Annotated in this window: 13 protein-coding genes; 7 read left to right on the forward strand and 6 right to left on the reverse strand. The window is 70.6% G+C overall.

The genetic code is table 11. The annotated features are described in order from the left end of the window. Positions 1-58 precede the first annotated feature (58 nt). Entirely contained in the window at positions 59-937 is an 879-nt protein-coding gene (gene ppk2 / locus M4D54_RS09005) for a polyphosphate kinase 2 (RefSeq protein ID WP_259891021.1), read from the forward strand. A gap of 30 nt (positions 938-967) precedes the next feature. On the opposite strand, the gene M4D54_RS09010 is transcribed toward ppk2, so the two are convergent. Genes M4D54_RS09010 through M4D54_RS09020 form a run of 3 tightly spaced genes read right to left on the reverse strand, consistent with a single transcriptional unit; the run spans position 968 to position 2639 of the window. Further along, positions 968-1372 (reverse strand): (deoxy)nucleoside triphosphate pyrophosphohydrolase, encoded by a 405-nt coding sequence (locus tag M4D54_RS09010; protein ID WP_259891023.1) that lies wholly within the window; start codon positions 1370-1372, stop codon positions 968-970. Positions 1373-1377: 5 nt separating this feature from the next. Then, on the reverse strand, positions 1378-1992 hold the full coding sequence (locus M4D54_RS09015; RefSeq protein ID WP_259891024.1) for a hypothetical protein: 615 nt from the start codon (positions 1990-1992) through the stop codon (positions 1378-1380). Beyond that, entirely contained in the window at positions 1989-2639 is a 651-nt protein-coding gene (locus M4D54_RS09020; protein ID WP_259891025.1) for a hypothetical protein, read from the reverse strand. Before M4D54_RS09020 ends, M4D54_RS09015 begins: the two co-directional genes overlap by 4 nt. An 85-nt stretch (positions 2640-2724) precedes the next feature. Here M4D54_RS09020 and M4D54_RS09025 point away from each other — a divergent pair, with 85 nt between their 5' ends. From M4D54_RS09025 to M4D54_RS09040, 4 genes are read left to right on the forward strand one after another with little or no spacing between them, the layout of a single operon-like run. Beyond that, complete coding sequence (locus M4D54_RS09025) at positions 2725-3723, forward strand: dihydroxyacetone kinase subunit DhaK (RefSeq protein ID WP_259891026.1); 999 nt, start codon at positions 2725-2727, stop codon at positions 3721-3723. A gap of 11 nt (positions 3724-3734) precedes the next feature. Continuing rightward, the gene (locus M4D54_RS09030) at positions 3735-4475 is read left to right on the forward strand and encodes a DAK2 domain-containing protein (RefSeq protein ID WP_259891027.1); all 741 of its coding nucleotides are present in this window, start codon (positions 3735-3737) and stop codon (positions 4473-4475) included. 30 nt (positions 4476-4505) lie between these two features. After that, the gene (locus M4D54_RS09035) at positions 4506-6935 is read left to right on the forward strand and encodes a glycoside hydrolase family 3 C-terminal domain-containing protein (protein ID WP_259891028.1); all 2430 of its coding nucleotides are present in this window, start codon (positions 4506-4508) and stop codon (positions 6933-6935) included. A 50-nt stretch (positions 6936-6985) separates the two neighbouring features. After that, positions 6986-9499: a glycosyl hydrolase 2 galactose-binding domain-containing protein gene (locus M4D54_RS09040; RefSeq protein WP_259891029.1), complete on the forward strand. Its 2514-nt coding sequence runs from the start codon at positions 6986-6988 to the stop codon at positions 9497-9499. Positions 9500-9519: 20 nt separating this feature from the next. Here M4D54_RS09040 and M4D54_RS09045 read toward each other — a convergent pair whose 3' ends face one another. The 3 genes from M4D54_RS09045 to M4D54_RS09055 form a co-directional block, all read right to left on the reverse strand. Next, complete coding sequence (locus tag M4D54_RS09045) at positions 9520-10653, reverse strand: glucose-1-phosphate adenylyltransferase family protein (protein ID WP_259891030.1); 1134 nt, start codon at positions 10651-10653, stop codon at positions 9520-9522. Between the two features lie 161 nt (positions 10654-10814). Then, a complete protein-coding gene (locus tag M4D54_RS09050) occupies positions 10815-12158 on the reverse strand; it encodes an IS256 family transposase (protein ID WP_259891031.1) in 1344 nt (447 codons plus the stop codon). 134 nt (positions 12159-12292) lie between these two features. Then, entirely contained in the window at positions 12293-13291 is a 999-nt protein-coding gene (locus M4D54_RS09055; protein WP_259891032.1) for a YafY family protein, read from the reverse strand. A 143-nt stretch (positions 13292-13434) separates the two neighbouring features. Here M4D54_RS09055 and M4D54_RS09060 point away from each other — a divergent pair, with 143 nt between their 5' ends. Further along, a complete protein-coding gene (locus M4D54_RS09060) occupies positions 13435-14004 on the forward strand; it encodes a DinB family protein (protein WP_259891034.1) in 570 nt (189 codons plus the stop codon). 114 nt (positions 14005-14118) lie between these two features. Beyond that, entirely contained in the window at positions 14119-14748 is a 630-nt protein-coding gene (locus M4D54_RS09065) for a DinB family protein (protein ID WP_193864925.1), read from the forward strand. Positions 14749-14772: the final 24 nt, after the last annotated feature.

Consider the following 14772-nt stretch of genomic DNA (forward strand, 5'->3'; position numbering starts at 1 on the left):
TGAACCGGATCAGGCCGTTCGCCGGACGACCGCCCTGTCCGATCCGTACGATCGGTCCATGTCCAAGACCGATCACCTCGCCAGTCCCGAGACACCCCCGAAGCTCGACAGGGCCGCGTACGAGAAGGAGCTCCAGCGCCTGCAGTCCGAGCTGGTCGCCATGCAGCAGTGGGTGATCGAGAACGGCGAGCGGATCATCCTGATCTTCGAGGGGCGCGACGCCGCCGGGAAGGGCTCCGCGATCAAGCGCATCACCCAGTACCTCAACCCGCGGCACACCCGGGTGGTGGCACTGCCCGCGCCCACGGAGCGCGAGAAGACCCAGTGGTACTTCCAGCGCTACATCCAGCACCTGCCGGCGGCCGGCGAGATCGTGATCCTGGACCGCTCCTGGTACAACCGCGCCGGGGTGGAGCGGGTGATGGGGTTCTGCACCGAGCAGGAGTACCACCGCTTCCTGCGGCAGGCCCCGGACTTCGAGCGGATGCTGGTGGAGGACGGCATCCGCCTGATCAAGTACTGGTTCTCGGTCTCCGACGAGGAGCAGGAGGCCCGCTTCCGCTCCCGCGCGGAGGATCCGATGCGACGCTGGAAGCTGTCACCGATGGACGTGGAGTCGATCACCCGCTGGGAGGACTACTCCCGCGCCAAGGACGCCATGTTCGCCGCCACCGACCTGCCCGGCGCCCGCTGGGTGACGGTCGAGAGCGAGGACAAGAAGCGCTCCCGCATCAACGTCATCCACGACATCCTCCAGCGCATCCCCTGGCAGTACGTGGAGCCGCAGCGGATCGAGATCCCGAAGCGCCCCGCCGAGCGCGACACCCGCTACGAGCGACCGGCCCGGGAGCAGTTCCTGTACGCCGAGGACGTCGCGAGGGCGCTGGAGCGCACGCCTCGCAGCGGGGGGAAGCGCAAGGCCGGCTCGAAGAAGTAGGCCCGCTCGCCCGCCGGCCCCGCGTGCCCGTCAGCCGTTCCCTGCGCCCCGGGCGAGCATCCGCTCGATGATCGGAACGTCCCCCGGTGCCCACGACAGTTCGCCGAGCGCGCCCAGCGGCACCCACCGCAGCGCGTCGTGGTCGGTGCTGGACGTCGGATCCGGCCCCAACAGCACCGCCTCGTAGCAGGCCAGATCGATGACGACCTCCCCGCCCGGCCCCAGGGGCACGCTGCTGCGGTCCACCAGTGCGCCCACCTCGATGTGGACCCCGAGCTCCTCGTGCACCTCCCGCACCAGGGCCTGCTGCGGGCTCTCCCCGGGCTCCACCTTCCCGCCCGGGAACTCCCACAGCCCGCCCGCGCTGCGCTCGGGGCTCCTGCGTGCAACGAGCACCGTGTCCCGGCGGCGGATGATCGCGCCCACCACGGACATGGCCCTCACCGTGCGCGCGCCGATCGTCGCACCAGGATGACCGCGCCCACCACTGCGGCCACCCCCACCAGCAGGATGAGGCCGGCCGCCGCCACATCGACGGTCAGCAGCCGGAGCACGCCGAGGCCCGCCCCGTCGTTCGGGCCCTCGGCCGCGGGCACCGGCTGGTCGCTGAGATCTGCCGGTTCACCGAGCTCCCGGGTGAGCTGGGCTCGCACGTCGTCCTCCGTCTCGGCGGGGATGTCGCACCAGGTGGAGCTGTAGCTGCCGTCGGCGCCGCTGGCCCACACCAGCAGGGTCTCCCCCTCGGGGAGGCGCCCCAGGCCGCAGGAGGGGATGGCCTCGGCGGTGGTGAACCGGATCTCGCGGGACACCTCGCCCTTCCACACCCGCTCCACAGCCGCGACGTAGGTGATGCCCCACTCGTCCGAGTCCCTGCCGGACTCGCCCACGACCGTGATCTCTGCGATCATGTCGGCCTGCTCCGCCGCCTCCTCGAAGCTGAGCGGCATGCAGTCGCAGGCCCGTGCGTACGGGACGCCCACCAGGCAGAACAGCACGACCGCGGCCAGCAGCACCAGCGCGCTGCGCACCCGGTGGACCGCCCGGCCCGCCGTCATGGCCGCCTTTGCGCGCGCCGGAGCACCGTCGTCACCGCCACGGCCGTGAGGACCCGGTGGCCGATGCCGACCAGGACCAGCAGGGCGAGGCCCGCCGTTGCCAGTGGATGACCGGGGAGCAGGTCGTGCAGCGCGAACGGCACCGGCCGGCCGGTGAGATCCGCCGGCTCACCCACCTTCGCGGTCAGCACGCTGCGGGGGTCGTGGCCGGCGTCGTCGGGGATGTCGCACCACGCCATGCTGTACACGCCGTTCTCCCCGCGGGCCCAGGCCAGCAGCGTGGTCCCGGTGGGGATGCGTCCCAGCCCGCAAGCGGCGATGTGCTCGGCGCTGCGGAAGATGATCCGGCGCCTCTCCTCGCCCTTCCACACCCGCTCGACCCTCGCGTCGTAGGCGACGCCCCCACCGCCCACGATGGTCCCCGTGCGCCCGATGATGGTGATCTCGGCGATCAGGTCGTCCTCCGCGATCGCCTCGTCCACGGTGGTGGGCACGCAGCTGCAGGCCCGTGCGTACGGCGCTCCCGCCAGGGAGAACATCAGCACCCCCGACACCAGCACCAGCAGCATCCGCGCCCAGTGCTGCGCGCTCGATGACGGACCGCCGCTGTCGCAATCCCTGGCCGCCTTCATCGTCACCGCCCCCATGGGCACAGCCTATGCCCCGGCTCTCCCCGCGCCCAGGGGGTGAGCGTAGCCTGGGGGTGACCGTGTCCGCTCCGGAAGGATCCCCATGCGACGCAGCATCGTCAACGACCCGGACGACCTGGTGGCCGAGGCCCTCGAAGGTCTCGTCCTCAGCCACCCCACCATGCTCGAGCTGAACGCCGAGCACCGCTACATCACCCGCAAGCAGAAGGCCCGCGACAAGGTGGGCCTGGTCTCCGGAGGTGGTTCGGGCCACGAGCCCCTGCACTCCGGCTTCGTGGGGACCGGCATGCTCGACGTGGCCGTCTCCGGCGCCGTGTTCGCCAGCCCCACCGCGCTGCAGGTCCTGGAGGCCACCAAGGCGGCCGATGCGGGCCGCGGTGTGGTCCAGATCGTCAAGAACTACACCGGTGACGTGCTGAACTTCCGCATCGCCGGTGAGATCAGCGGCGATGATGCCATCGACACCGAGATCGTGCTGGTGGACGACGACCTTGCCAGCGACACCGGCGAGGATGACGGCCCCGGCCGCCGCGGCACCGCCGCCACCGTGATCGTGGAGAAGATCTGCGGGGCCGCCGCCGAGAACGGCATGGACCTCCAGCAGGTGGCCGCAGTGGGCCGCACGGTCGCGCAGCGCTCGCGCACCATGAGCCTGGCCCTCGCCGCCGGCACACACCCCGGGAACGACGAGCCCCAGTTCACCCTGGACGCGGGCGAGGTCGAGTTCGGCGTGGGCATCCACGGCGAGCGAGCCCAGCAGCGCATCCCCTTCACCGGGGCCGATGAGCTTATCGAGCAGCTGGTGGACCCGCTGCTGGAGGAGCTGGAGCTGGGCCGCGGCACCGAGGTGCTGGCGGTCGTCAACGGGCTGGGCTCGGCCTACCCGCTGGAGCTGAGCCTGGCCGCGCGGGCCCTGCACCGTCGTCTCGACACGGACGGGATCACCGTGGGCCGCTCCCTGGTGGGCTCCTACGTGACCAGCCTGGACATGCACGGCGTGTCCATCACCCTGATGCCGCTGGAGGACGAGCTGCGCGAGCTCTGGGACGCGCCCGTCCGCACCCCCGCCCTGACCTGGTAAGGAGATCCGCCATGAATGAGAGCAGCACCAGCAGCACCAGCAGCACCGGCGCCGGCCGTGGCGCCACGCTCGGCGAGGACTTCGGTCGCGCCTTCATCACCCTCACTCACGAGACCCTCACCGCCGCCGCCGACGCCCTCGGTGATCTGGACCGCCGCGCCGGCGACGGCGACTTCGGCACCAACGTGCGCACCGCCATGAAGGGCGCGGCGACGAACATCGAGAACGATGCCCCGTCCAGTTACCGCGAGTGGCTCACCGCCATGTACATGGGGTGGCTGGGCGTGGGCGGCACCAGCGGGCCCCTGTTCGGCATGTTCTTCCGCGACCTCGCCAAGGCCGGGTCCGACCAGGGCCCCGACTCGGGCGTGCCCGGCTCTGATGCCACCGGCACGCCGACCCTCGAGCAGTTCGCGCAGGCGCTCGCCGACGGCCAGGCCACCGTGCAGAAGTACGGTGAGGCCAAGGTGGGGGACAAGACCTTGGTCGACGCCCTGGACCCGGCCGTCGCCGCACTGAAGGACGCCGATGCCTCCGATGCCGTAGCCGCCCTGGCCGCGGCGGAGGAGGCCGCGATCAAGGGTGCCCGTGACACCGCGGAGTCCACCGCCAAGCGCGGCCGCGCCAGCTACGTGGGCGATGCCGCCAAGGGCGTGATCGACCCCGGTGCCGCAGCGATGGCCCTGGTGATCGGTGCCGCCCGCGCCGCAGCGGCGGGGGAGTCGAGCGTGGAGGCCGACTGGATCGGGTGAGGGCCCCGCCCCTGTACGACAATGGGTGCCATGACCGACGGCCTGCTGTCCCAGTCCTTCACCAGCGCTGCAGCGGACACCGACCGCAGCGTCGACCCCGACCTCGTCGCCCGTGCCCGCGCCATGGCGGCGAAGGGAACGGTGCTGCTGCGCAACGAGAACGACGTGCTGCCCTTCGCCGCGGGCACCCGCCTCGCGCTGTTCGGACGCATCCAGAAGGACTGGATCGCGGTGGGCTACGGCTCCGGTGGTGACGTGAACCCCCCGTACGTCACGAATCTGCTGGACTCCCTGCGCGAGAGCGGGAGGGTGGAGGTGGACCTGCAGCTCGCCCAGCAGTACGAGGCCTGGTGCGAGCAGAACCGCGCCGACCCCGGCGAGCACTGGGGTGCCTGGCCGCGCCACTACCCCGAGATGCCGCTCGATGACGACGCGGTGCGCGAGGCCGCCGGCCGGAACGAGGCCGCCGTCGTGGTGATCGGCCGCGCTGCGGGGGAGGACCGCGACGCCGAGCTGGCGGGGGGCTCCTACTACCTGACGGATGCCGAACATGCGCTGCTGTCCCAGGTCACCGGCGCCTTCGATCGCACCGTCGTGATCGTCGACGGCGGCAACGTGATCGACCTCAGCTGGACGCAGGACTACCCGCTCGACGGTGTGATGATCGCGTGGGCGGGCGGGATGGAGGGCGGCCGTGCCACGGCCGACGTGCTCACCGGCGCGGTCGAACCCGGTGGTCGGCTGACCGCCACCTTCGCCCGCCGCTACCAGGAGCACCCCTCCGCCGGGCACTTCGGCGATGCGGACGTCACCGCGTACGTCGAGGACGTGTTCGTCGGCTACCGCTACTTCGAGACCTTCGCTCCGGAGAAGGTGCTGTTCCCCTTCGGATCCGGTCTCGGCTACACCCGGTTCGACATCGAGCCGACCGGTGTCCATGCCGATGAGGGCACGATCCTGGTGCGCGCCCGCGTGACCAACATCGGCGACCGTCCCGGGGACGAGGTCGTGCAGGTGTACGTGCACAAGCCCTCCGGCGAACTGTCCCAGCCGCTGCGCGCCCTCGCGGCCTTCGGCCGCACCGGTGAGCTCGCCCCCGGGGAGAGCCGTGAGATGGAGCTGCCCATTGCCTGGGCCGATCTCGCCTCCTACGACGATGCCGGGGCCACCGGCCACCGCAGCGCCTACGTGCTGGAGGCGGGCAGCTACCGCTTCCATGTCGGGCACGACGTGCGCAGCGCCCATGACGCCGGCGGTGTCGACATCACCGAGCTGCGCGTGGTCCAGCAGCTCGAGGAGGCCGCCGCGGTGGATCCCGCCCACGGCTTCGAGCGCATCGTGCTCGAGCACGACGAGAACGGCGACCCTCGGATCGGGTACGCACCCGTGCCCACCCGCACCACCTCGCTCAAGCAGCGCATCCTCGACCGTCTGCCCGAGGCCGTGGACCCACCCGTCGGGGACGAGCCCACCTTCGAGGAGGTCCTGGAGGGCACCGCCGGGCTGGACGACTTCATCGCCACCCTCACCCCCCGCGAGCTGGCCGACCTCACCTACGGCGACGTGACGATGGACAGCCCGCTGGGTGCCGCCGGCAACGCCGGGGCCCTCGGCGGTGTCAGCAGGGCGCTGCGTGACCGCGGGGTCATCCCCGCGATCACCACCGACGGGCCCTCCGGGATCCGACTGTCCACGTACGCCTCCCTGCTGCCCTGCGGCACCGCACTCGCCTCCACCTGGGATCCGCAGGCCGTCCAGGAGCTGTGCGCACGGCACGGCCAGGAGATGTCCCGCAAGGGGTCGGACATCCTGCTCGGCCCCGGTATGAACATCCAGCGCGACCCGCTGTGCGGCCGCAACTTCGAGTACTTCTCGGAGGATCCGCTGGTCTCCGGCCTCACGGGCGCGGCCCAGGTCAACGGCATCCAGTCCCAGGGACTGGCCGCCTGCCCCAAGCACTTCGCCTGCAACAACCAGGAGTTCAAGCGGAGCCAGGTCGACGTGCGGGTCTCGGAGCGGGCACTGCGGGAGATCTACCTGCGCGGCTTCGAGCTGATGGTGCGCGAGTCCTCGCCGTGGGCGATCATGACCTCGTACAACAAGATCAACGGCGTATGGGGCCACTACCACTACGACCTGATCACCTCGATCCTGCGCGGCGAGTGGGGCTTCACAGGTCTGGTCATGACCGACTGGTGGATGCGGATGGCGCAGGACCCGGACTTCCCGGCCCTGCACGACAGCGGCTACCGCGTGCGCGCAGGAGTCGACGTGCTCATGCCCGGTTCGATCCACAGCCAGCAGCCGGTCAGGGACGAAGGCGTCCTGGAGAGCCACCGGGCCCAGGACGGACTCACCCTGGGCGAGATGCAGGAAGCTGCCCGCCACGTGCTCGGCTACCTCGCCGCAGTGCGCCCCCAGGGCCACCGCATGGGCCGTGGGGAGCGCGAGGAGCACTGACGCCGCGCGGCACCCGACTACGCTCGACCATCCCGACCCAAGGAGCATCAGTGAGCATCACCCACCGCCCCCTGCACGACGACTGGACGCTGTCGATCGTCGACGGCCCCGCCCCCTTCGAGGCGCGCGACGTCCCTGCGACCGTGCCGGGGACCATGATCACCGACCTGCTGAGCGCGGGCCTGATCCCGGACCCGTACCTCGACCGCAACGAGCACGACCTGGCCTGGACCGGCGAGGTCGACGCCCGGTACCTCACACGGTTCACCTGGAGCGACCGGGGCGCTCAGCGGACGGATCTGGTCGCCGGGAGCCTGGACACCGCGGCGACCCTCAGGTTGAACGGTAAACTCGTGGCGCAGGTCCAGAACCAGCACCGCTCCTGGCGGTTCGACGTGCGTGAGCACCTCCTCGAGGGGGAGAACGAGCTGGAGATCCTGTTCGCCTCCCCGCTGCGCACCGCCCGGGAGAACATCCAGGTGCTCGGTGAGATGCCGTTCAGCGGCAACGACCTGCCCTACAACGCGATCCGGAAGATGGCGTGCAACTTCGGCTGGGACTGGGGGCCGGTGCTGGTCACCAGCGGCATCGCCGGGCCGATCGGCCTCGAGGAGTGGTCGACGGCGCGCCTGGGATCCGTGCGCCCGCAGGTCACCCTCGACGGTGAGGACGGCCTCGTGGACCTCGCCGTGGGCCTCGAGCGGGCAGGGGACGCCGCCCCCGTCGCCGTCGAGGTGGAGATCACGGACGCCGGCGGCGTCGTGGCCGCCACCGCGACCAGGGGGATCCCCGAGGACCAGGACGGCGCGGATGTGCGGGTGCGGGTGCCGCATCCTGAGCTGTGGTGGCCCCGTGGCTACGGTGAGCAGCCCCTCTACGGGATCGCGATCAGCATCCGTGACGGCGAGGGTGCGGAGCTCGACCGGACCGAGCACCGCATCGCCTTCCGCACCGCCCGCGTGGTCGAGGAGCCCGATGAGATCGGCACCAGCTTCACCTTCACGGTCAACGGCCGGCCCGTCCTCGCCAAGGGCGCCAACTGGATCCCCGAGGACTGCTTCCCCACGCGCCTGACCACGGACGACTACCGACGATCGATCATGGATGCCGTCGAGTCGGGGATGAACACGCTGCGGGTCTGGGGCGGCGGACTGTACGAGTCCGACGTGCTGTACGACCTGTGCGACGAACTGGGGATCCTGGTGTGGCAGGACTTCGCCATGGCCTGCGCGGCCTACTCGGAGCAGGAGCCGCTGCGCAGCGAGATCGAGGCCGAGGCGCGCGAGCAGATCGTGCGCCTGGCCTGGCACCCCTCCCTGGTGCACTGGAACGGTTCGAACGAGAACGTCATCGGCTACTACACGTGGGGGTGGAAGGACAAGCTCGAGGAGGGTGCGGCCTGGGGCCTGGGGTACTACCTCGACCTGTTCCCGGCACTGATGGCCGAGCTGGACCCGACCCGCAGCTACTCTCCGTCGAGCCCCTACTCCCGCGGGGACGTCTCCAAGCCGGGCAGCCCCGACCACGGAACCATCCACAACTGGGTGGCGTGGTGGAGCGGTGACGACAACGACTACACCCGGTACCGCGACAACGTGCCCCGCTTCTCCGCGGAGTTCGGCTACCAGGGGGCAGCGAACTACGCCACGGTGGAGCGGATGGTCAGCGAGCGCCCTCTGCGCGAGGACTCCGAGACGATGCTGTCGCACCAGAAGGCCTCGGGCGGCCAGGACAAGCTGTACCGCGGCTTCGCTGCCCACGTGCCGGCGCCGGTGGGCTACGAGGACTTCCACTTCACCACACAGCTGAACCAGGCCCGCGCCCTGATCTGCGGGATCGGGCACTACCGGTCGCACTGGCCGGTGTGCGCCGGGACCCTCGTGTGGCAGCTGAACGACTGCTGGCCCGTGACCAGCTGGGCCGCGGTCGACGGCGATGGCCGCCGCAAGCTGCTGTGGTACGCCCTGCGGGACATCTACGCGCCCGTCCTGATCACCGTGCAGCCGCGTGAGGACGGCGAGATCGTCTCAGTCGGCAACGACACGGACGAGCAGCTCGACTCGCGCCTGCTGCTGCGCCGCCAGGACCACACCGGCCAGGTGCTGGCGCGAACTGAGATCGATGTCGAAGTGCCTCCGCGCAGCGTGGCATCCGTGCGGATCCCGGAGGACCTCGCCACCCCGCAGGACGCGGACCGGGAAGTGCTCGTGGTGGAGTCGACCGAGGGCCATGGCCGCACCGTGCACTTCTTCGCCGAGGACAAGGACAGCGCCCTTCCCGAGGACGCCGTGGAGGCGACGGTCCGCCGTGTCGATGACGGGTACCAGATCATCGTGAGCGCCTCCGGCACTGTGCGCGATCTGTGCGTGCTGGTCGACAAGGTGGACCCGGACGCGGTGGCCGAGACCCAGCTGCACACCCTGCTGGCCGGGGAGACGGCAGTGGTCATGGTGCGCTCCCGGGCGGATCTGGATCCGCAGGCGTTCCTCGCCCCCGGCGTCATCATGAGTGCGAACGACCTGGTCGCCCGCGCCCGTGGACGGGAGCGCGAGCAGCAGGACTGACCCCGCCCGACCGCCGGCGCTCACCCCACCTGCTCGGTGCGCACCACCTCGCCGGCACCGTTGATCAGGGTGACGCAGTCCCTGGTGCGGACCTCCATGGGGCCCTCCAGCTGTGCGCCCTCGTCGACGATGCACCCGCTCAGGTGCACGCCGGCACCGATGCGGGCCCCGTCCAGCACCACGCAGTCCTCGAGGTGGGCACCCTCCTCGACCTGCACCGACGGGCCGATCACGCTGTGCCGCACGACCCCCTTCACCACCGAGCCGGAGGCCAGCATGGACTCGGCGACGTCGGCGCTGCTGCCCACTCGTGCGGGCACGAGCTGCGGCGGGGCGGTGAAGATCGGCCACTCGGGATCGTCCAGGTCCACGCCGGAGCCGTCCAGCAGCTCCATGTGCGCGCGCCAGTAGGCGCTGAGGGTGCCGATGTCCTGCCAGTAGCCCTCCAGCCGGTGCTCGACCACGGTGTGGTTCTCGACGAAGTGGGGGATCAGGTCTTCCCCGTAGTCGTCCAGGCCGTCCTCTCCACCCAGCTCCTCCAGGGCTGTCAGCAGGGCCGGCCCGTCGAAGCAGAACGTCTCGGTGACCACGATGTCCGTGGGCGGCTCCTCCGGCTTGTACCAGAACTCCTCGATCACGCCCTTCGTGCCCACCTTCACCACGCCGTAGCGGCTGGCGTCGCCGTCGTGGCGGGTGGTGACGATGGTGAGGTCGGCGCCGGCGTCCCGGTGGGTGTCCACCACGTCGGTGAGGTTCAGCGTGAACAGGTGATCGGCGCTCATCACCAGCACCAGCTCGGGCTCGAAGGAGGCGATCTGCCTGCGGAAGTGCCACAGGCTGTCGCTGTTGCCCTCGGGCAGGCCCTCCCCGGTGCCGCCGGTGAACGGGGCCAGGATCCGCAGTCCGGCGTGGGTGCGGTCCAGGTCCCAGGGCCGGCCGTTGGACAGGTGCTCGTTCAGGGCGTGCGGCAGGAACTGCTCCACCACCCACACGTCGCGCACGTGGCTGTTGGCCAGGTTGGACAGGGCCACATCGATCAACCGGTAGTTGCCCGCCACTCGCACCGCCGGTTTGGTGCGGTGGTCGGTGAGGGCGTCCAGCCGTGACCCGGCACCGCCGGCCAGGACGACCGCGAGCACTCGTGGGATGCGCATGGGGTTCCTTTCAGGTGCTGGGCGGAAAGGGATGGTGGTTTTGTACGCCCCGATGCTGGGGATCCACCGGAGAACCGCCACGATCCGGGGTCCGATCCAGCAATGGCCCGAACGAGCGGTAGGGCGGGGGGCCTGTCAATCTGTCTGTGTAAGCGGGGTTGTCACAGGTAGGGGTTGATCCGGTCGGGGTAGGCGGCAGCGAGCTGGGCGAGGGCCTGCTTCCAGTTGGTGACGACCTGGCCCTCGACCAGCCGGCCGGATGCTCGACGCTGGTCGGCGGGCTTGCCACGTTCCTTCTCCCGCTCCAGGGCGCGTTTGTCCTCGATGTTGCAGATCGCCAGCCACAACAGCTTCACTGCCGCGTCCGTCGAGGGGAAGTGCCCGCGGTTCTTGGTGACCTTCCGCAGCTGGAAGTTCAACGACTCGATGCTGTTGGTGGTGTAGATGACCTTGCGCAGCATCGGCGGGAATTGCAGGAACGGCGTGAACCGCTCCCACGAGTTCGCCCAGGTCGCCACCGTGGACGGGTACTTCTTCCCCAACTCGGAGGCCTCAAAATCGGCCAGAGCATTCCTCGCGGTCTCTTCGTTGGGGGCGGTGTAGATCGGCTTCAACGCGGCGGCGACCTGTCTGCGGTCGGAGTAGGCCACGAACCGCATCGCTGCCCGGATCAGGTGGACCACGCAGGTCTGGACCATCGAGTCCGGCCACGTCGCCTCGATAGCCTCTGGGAGCCCCTTCAGGCCGTCGCAGCAGACGATCAGCACGTCCCTGACGCCCCGGTTGGCCAGGTCCGCGCAGACGTGGGCCCAGAACGCCGATCCCTCGGTGTCCTGGACCCAGATCCCCAGCACGTGCTTGATGCCCTCGAGGTCCACGCCGACGGCGATGTAGGCGGCACGGTTGAGGACCTGGCTGTTCTCTCGGATCTTGATCCGGATTGCGTCGAGATAGATCACGGGATAGAACTCCTCCAGCGGCCGGGTCTGCCACGCCAGGACCTCCTCACTGACCGCGTCGGTGATATTGGAGATCGTCTCGTGGGACAGGTCCGTGCCGATCGTGCTCGCCAGGTGGTGCTGGATGTCCCGGATCGTCATCCCGCCGGCATAGAGGCTGATGATCATGTCATCCAGGCCCCCGAGCCGCCGCTGGCCCTTGGGCACCAGGCGCGGGGTGAACGACCCGCCCCGGTCTCGCGGGACGTCCAGCTCGATCGGCCCGACCTCGGACTCCACGGTCTTCGGGGTGGTCCCGTTGCGGGAGTTGGCGTGCTTCGGCGCCTCGCTCGAGCCCTTCTCGTAGCCCAGATGGCTGGTCAGCTCGGCCTGCAAGCCCCGCTCGAGCGCGGCCTTGACCAGCGCGGGCACGAACCCGCCGTCACCGGTCAGCTCGACGCCGCCCGCGTCGATCTGCGCGAACAGAGCGGCCAGCTGCCCCGAGGCTTTCAGCTGCTCGACCAGGTCCTGGCCCGAGGGCTCGCCTGGGTTCTTCTCGTCGGTCATGGTCATGATTCTTACCGTTCCTCTCGGTACGGCTTACACAGACCATCTGACACGCCCAGGGCGGGTGCCCATTCAGGGGACGCCCGCGGCAGCGCCGCGTCACCCCGTCACAGATCATGCGGGACCTGATCGACTCACCCTGACCCCGGCTCATCCGGCCGTCGGCCCTTGTCCGCACCGTCGACGTCGCCCGCCACCTCACCCGCCCGCCGTGCGATCCACGTGAACTGCTCCAGCAGCTCGGGCGGGTCGATCACCTCGATCCGTCCATCCATCCAGGTCAGGTGCAGGGCGATCCCGCGCAGGTCGTTGCCTCCCGCCCGCAGCAGGCACGCATCTGGCCCGTCGGCCGTGAGGGTGCCGGCGCGGGCGGGCACCATGGCGCTCACCTGCTCGACCGGCAGGTGCACCCGCACCGTCACCTCCTTCGGGTAGGGACTCACGGCGATCGCCTCCCGCACGGCCTGCTCCACGTCACCGGTCTCGCGCGGAGTGAAGCCGAAGGTGCTTGCGTGCACCTCAGCCATGCGGTCCAGGCGGAAGGTGCGCCAGTCCTCGCGGTCCAGGTCCCAGGCGTACAGATACCAGTGGCCGTCCACCGCGAGCACCCTGTAGGGCTCCAGCCGGCGCTGTGAGCGCTCCCCGTCCCCGCGCCGGTAGTCCAACCGCACCCGCACCCGGTCCCGCACGGAGGTGGCCAGTTCCAACAGCACATCCGAGCTGACCTGCGGAAGGGCTCGCCCCACCACACCCATCGCCTCACTGACCGCCCCCACTTCTGCCCTCAGCGCCCCCGGCAGGATCCGCTCCAGGGCGGCCAGGGCCCGCAGCGCCTCCTGGTCCAATCCCTCGATCCCGGCGGCCGCCGTGAGGCGCAGGCCAACGGCGACCGCCACCGCCTCCTTCTCGCTCAGCAGCAGCGGGGGCAGCTCCCGGCCTGCCCCCAACTGGTATCCGCCGCCGTGCCCGTTCGAGGTCAGCACCGGGTAGCCGAGCTCGCGCAGCCGGTCCACGTCCCGGCGCACCGTCCGGGTGGTCACGCCCAGCTCCGCCGCGAGTTCCGGGCCGGTCCACACGCTGCGCGACTGCAGCAGGGACAGCAACCGCAGGGCACGCCGGGTCACATCGCTCATGGAAGGAGTCTGCCGCACTCTGAGGACAGAAACTGTCCGCACCAGCCGGGAGAGTGTGCCTCGAGCGGCCCATCCGGGTCGCAGAGCAGCCCCCCGGGTCGTCGGCCCTGCCGGCCGTTGACCGCGGACCGAAGGAGAGACCGATGCCGTTCCTCACCGCCGACGTGACCGACGAGCGCGATGCGCTCGCCACCTTCGTGAGCCAGCAGCTCCACCAGCTCGCCACCACCCTGCAGGGACTCTCCCGGGAGCAGCTGGCCGCCAGGCCCAGCGCCTCGGCATTCGACCTGGGCACCCTGGCCCGCCACTGCATCCGGGTGGCGGCGGATTACGTGCTCACGATCCGCTCCCGAGTACCCGAGCCGTCGGACTCCTCCGGTGACGCCGAGCAGGAGCAAGCCGGGGTGGTCACGGATGCGCTGCGTCCCCAGGATGACGCCGACGGGCTGATCGCCGAGCTCGAGCAGACCGCCGAGCAGGTGGCCCAGGTGATCCGAGAGGCGGACCTGGACGTCCTGGTGCCGGTCCCCGAGGCGCCCTGGTTCACGGGGGAGGAGAAGTGGAACGTGCGCTGGTGCGCACTGCACCTGGTGGAGGAGTTCGCCCGCCATGCAGGCCACGCCGACATCATCCGCGAGTCCATCGACGGCAAGGGCGCCTACGAGCTGAACGCCCGGGCCGACGGGGAGACCTGGCCACCGGCGGGCTGGTGACCGCCCTCCCCACCCGGCTGCCGCCAACCCTGCTGCCAATGCCGCCGCCCCCTACCTCTCCCCGCCCACGACCGACCGCCACAGACGACCCACCACCACCCGAGGAGACCCGCCATGTCACCCACCGACCGCACCAAACCCGCCGGCAGAAATCCCGCCAGCAGCGAGCCCGCCGTCAGCCTCCACGCCGAGCTCGTCGAGCAGATCGACCAGCACGTCCTCGGCGCCGCACGCCCTCGACTCGAGGGCCTGACCGACCAGGAGTACCTGTACGACCCCGCCGGCGGCGGCCGGGCCTGGACCGTCCACCCGCGCCTGCCCGACCAGGACCTGCCCGAGGGTGCGATCCAGGGCGGCGCGGGGGACACCGTGATCGACTTCGCCTTCCCTGAGCCGCAGCCCGCACCGTTCACCACCATTGCCTGGCGACTGGGCCACCTGATCGTCGGGGTGCTGGCGGTGCGCAGCCACGCCCACCTCGACGGGCCGGAGGCCGATTACATGACCTGGGACTACGCCACCAACGCCGCGGAGGCCCTGGCCCAGTTCGACCGCGAGTACGAGCGCTGGATGAGCGGCGTGCGGGCCTGGAGCGAGGAGGACCTGCAGGTCCCCTGCGGCCCCGCCGAAGGGCCCTACGCGCAGCGCCCTCGCGCGGCGCTGGTGGCCCACATCAACCGCGAGCTGATCCACCACCTCGCCGAGGTCGCCGTGCTGCGGGACCTGTACGCCCACCGCAGCTGAGTCGGGCGGGGGGGGGGGGGGGGG

This window comes from Brachybacterium sp. p3-SID1565 (assembly GCF_025143785.1).
Classification (GTDB): domain Bacteria; phylum Actinomycetota; class Actinomycetes; order Actinomycetales; family Dermabacteraceae; genus Brachybacterium; species Brachybacterium epidermidis.